The organism is Phocaeicola paurosaccharolyticus JCM 15092 (assembly GCF_000613805.1).
Lineage (GTDB): Bacteria > Bacteroidota > Bacteroidia > Bacteroidales > Bacteroidaceae > Phocaeicola > Phocaeicola paurosaccharolyticus.
Genome location: NZ_BAJR01000062.1, coordinates 1 through 4,106 on the forward strand (window position 1 = coordinate 1; position 4,106 = coordinate 4,106).

Sequence of the window (4,106 nt, forward strand, 5' to 3'; positions counted from 1 at the left end):
ATATACATATAAATATCGGCGTCATTTCAACAGTTGCAATGACGCCGATTTTTTTCACATAATTCCCGTTACAGAGTCCAATATTTAGCTATAATAAGGAAGGTTATTTATATGATATTTGTAAAAATCTGATTACTCCTTTTTATAGTTCTCTGCTTTCTCCCTAAGATATTCATAGATATCTGATTGGGCTCTTACAATAGGTCCATTATCACTCCTCTTAAATAGATTCTCAAGATTCTCATCTACTAAGCAAGCTTTCCTATTATCATTCAACTGAATATTGAGCAGATCTTTCATCTCGCTTTTAAGTGACTCATCAAGAATAGGCGTTGCAACTTCAATCCTTCTATATAGGTTTCTACGCATCCAGTCGGGTGAGCCCAGGAATATCTTTTCCTTACCTGAATTATAGAAATACCATACTCTTGCATGTTCGAGGAACATATCAACGATTCGTGTTATTTTTATGTTCTTGCTATATGATTGGTTTGGAATCAGACAGCATATGCCTCTTACTATAAGATCAATCTTTACTCCGGCACTACTTGCCCTATATAACTCATTTATCATTGTAGGGTCCTGAAGTGCATTCATTTTCAGAATAATCCTTGCCTCATTCCCCTTCTTTGCCTCTTTTATCTCATGATCAATAAGTTTTGTAAGCTCAGGCATAAGATTGAATCGGGTAACAAGAAGTCGTTTGAATATAGGATTATCCGCATCTTGCTTAAGAATCCGAAATAGATTATGGAGATCGTTTACTATGCTATCATTACAGGTAAATAGTCCTGAATCAGAATAGATGGTGGCTGTCTTCTCATTGAAGTTACCTGTACTTACATAGGCATAACTCTTAATTCTATTTTTCTTATTGTTATATCTCAAAACCAAAGCTACCTTTGCATGTACTTTAAGCCCGGGAATACTATATATGATATTTATTCCGGCCTTCTCCATCAACTCAGCTGTAGCAAGATTGTTTTCTTCATCGAAACGAGCCTTCAGTTCAACAAAAACCGTCACATTCTTGCCATTCTGTGCTGCTGCAATGAGTGTGTTTATAACCTCCGAGTTCTCTGCAACACGATATTGTGTAATCATGATCTCCTTAGTGAGTTGGTCGTGAACAGCTTCGTAGAGAAAATGAATAAAATGGTCGAAAGAATGATATGGATAATGAAGTAGCAGATCGCGTTTTCTGATATATCTAAACATAGAATTCTTATCAATTAGATAAGATAACATAATATTCTTGGGCTTGTTATATGACAGTTTATCCTTCAACGGATTAGGAAGATGACTTAAATCATCAAGATTCAGATGTTTGTCACCAGGCACAAGGTCATCGTCATTAATATTGTAAGCCTGAACAAGGTATTCCAAAAAATCTTTTGGCATGTTCCTGTCGTACACAAATCTAGATACAGCACCAATCTTTCTTTTCCTTACCTTCTTCTTTAGCTGCTCAACTATGACCTTTGTACTCTTAGCGTCGTCAACAAATATATCAGCATCACGTGATATCTTACAACAATAACTGCAATCTACATCATATCCTGGAAACATTAGTCCGATATTAGCCTTGATAATATCTTCCATAAACATGATATAGTAGTAATTATTGTTTTTCGGTAGTTCTATGAACCTTGGAACTTTGCTATAAGGGAGTTTTATAATGAAGTATTCCATCTCCTTTGTCTCTCTATTGATGACTCTTGTCGATAGATACAGACGATTATCACGCAGGAAAGTTTTTACCTTATCCTTGCTGACAGGTACAGGCTGCAGATATGGGAATATCTCTTCCCGGAAATAGTTTATTATAAACTCTTTATGAAATGGTTTAACCTCACTCTTACTCTGATAGAATATTATATTATTATCTTTAAGCGCAGGAATAAGTTTCTGATCGTATATGCGGATACGGTCCTCCATCTGGGAATTTACAATCTTTGTAATAGTATGTATTAGTTCATGGGCATCCTCCTTACTCATACTATCGGAGAAACCACCTGAGGCAACTGCTTTATGCTCGGCTACTCTTATCTTATAGAATTCTTCAAGATTGGAACTATATATTGATATAAAATTAAGTCTTTCATAAACAGGAAGAGAATCATCTTCAGCTTCAAGGAGAACTCTGTAATTAAACGAAAGCCAACTTATGTCTCTGTTAAAATATTGGTAACTGTTTAACATATTATCCGATAGGATTTATTCAAATATAAATATCTTTGTGTGAAAAAGCAAAAAAGATGAAAAGAATTGGTCTATTATCTGATACGCACGCTTATTGGGATGAGAGATATACAAAATATTTCGAAGATTGTGATGAGATTTGGCATGCCGGAGACATTGGTTCTCTGGAAGTTGCACAAAAATTGGCAGCAATAAAGCCACTAAGAGCTGTATATGGAAATATTGACGGACAAGATATAAGAAAAGTCTATCCTCAAATAAATCGTTTTACTATAGAGGGAACAGAAGTGTTGATAAAGCATATCGGAGGATATCCGGGAAATTATGATCCCTCGATAAGAGGTTCATTACTTGTTCGACCTCCAAAACTATTTATCAGCGGGCACTCACATATATTAAAAGTAAAGTTTGACAAGACTCTGAATATGCTTCACATAAACCCAGGAGCAGCTGGGATATATGGGTTTCATAAGGTAAGGACTTTAGTAAGATTCTCTATAGAAGATGGTAATTTTAAAGATCTGGAGGTTATAGAACTAGCCGAAAAGTAGTTTCAGGGGAGATTAATAAAATAGTTGCAAGAGAATATAATATTTTGTTTTTATATAAAATAATACGAACTTTGCATTAAAATAATTTATAATGAAAACATATTTAGTTACAGGAGCAGCCGGATTTATTGGAGCGAACTTTTTAAAGTTCATATTAAATAAGCATGATGACATTAAGGTTGTTGTCCTGGATTTACTAACCTACGCAGGCAATCTTGGAACTATATCATCGGATATAGATAATGAACGTTGTTTCTTTGTGAAAGGAGATATATGCAATCGTGCACTGGTAGATAGTCTGTTTAGTGAGTATAAGTTTGATTGCATTATAAACTTCGCTGCAGAGAGCCATGTAGACAGAAGCATTGAAAACCCACAGCTATTTCTTCAGACAAATATACTAGGTACTCAGAACCTTCTTGACTGTTCAAAAAGAGCTTGGATTACAGGTAAGAATAAAGACGGATATCCTACATGGAGAAATAATGTAAGGTTCCATCAGGTTTCTACAGACGAGGTATATGGCAGTCTGGGAAGTGAAGGATATTTCACAGAAGAGACTCCTCTATCTCCTCACAGCCCATACAGTGCTTCCAAAACATCTGCCGACCTTATAGTTATGGCATACAAGGATACTTATAAGATGCCTGTAACTATAACTAGATGTTCAAACAACTATGGTCCATACCACTTCCCTGAGAAACTTATACCTCTTATAATCAAAAACATACTGGAAGGAAAGAGACTTCCTGTTTATGGAGACGGAAAGAATGTACGCGACTGGTTGTTTGTTGAAGATCATTGTAAGGCTATAGACCTGGTTATTAACAAAGGACAAGAGGGAGAGATATACAATGTAGGTGGCCACAATGAAAAAGAGAATATAGAGATTGTCAAACTTACCATATCTACAATACACGATATAATGAAACGTGAACCCAAATATAGGGAGGTTCTCAAGAAAAAAGAGTATGACAGCAATGGAGAGATTAGCATAGATTGGATAAACGAAGAGCTTATTACTTTTGTGAAAGACAGACTTGGTCACGACCAGAGATATGCTATCGACCCTACTAAGATAACCAATGAGTTAGGATGGTATCCTGAAACAAAGTTTGAAGATGGTATCGTAAAGACTATATATTGGTATCTTGATAACCAGAAATGGGTAGAGGATGTTACTAGTGGTGAATATCAGAACTATTACAAGAATATGTATAGTGAGTGATAACATTATTATAAATAACAAAAATGCTCTGAGTTGTTATGACTCAGAGCATTTTTTGTTTTATGACCTATTACTGACAGATGTCTGTAATCTTATTAATAGCATACAAGTACATCTAGCATACA

The 4,106-nt window shown here is 35.3% G+C and carries 3 protein-coding genes; 2 read left to right on the plus strand and 1 reads right to left on the minus strand.

Features of this window, described 5'->3' with window-relative positions; genetic code table 11:
• Positions 1-132 precede the first annotated feature (132 nt).
• A complete protein-coding gene (locus tag JCM15092_RS14020) occupies positions 133-2,202 on the minus strand; it encodes an RNA degradosome polyphosphate kinase (RefSeq protein WP_024995187.1) in 2,070 nt (689 codons plus the stop codon).
• A 56-nt stretch (positions 2,203-2,258) separates the two neighbouring features.
• Between JCM15092_RS14020 and JCM15092_RS14025 the strand changes: the two genes are divergently transcribed.
• Both JCM15092_RS14025 and rfbB read left to right on the plus strand, forming a co-directional pair.
• Positions 2,259-2,753 carry a metallophosphoesterase family protein gene (locus tag JCM15092_RS14025; protein WP_024995188.1) on the plus strand — a complete coding sequence of 165 codons (495 nt, stop codon included), beginning with the start codon at positions 2,259-2,261 and terminating at the stop codon, positions 2,751-2,753.
• A 91-nt stretch (positions 2,754-2,844) separates the two neighbouring features.
• Positions 2,845-3,981, plus strand: a complete 1,137-nt coding sequence (gene rfbB / locus JCM15092_RS14030) for a dTDP-glucose 4,6-dehydratase (RefSeq protein ID WP_024995189.1) — start codon at positions 2,845-2,847, stop codon at positions 3,979-3,981.
• Positions 3,982-4,106 lie beyond the last annotated feature (125 nt).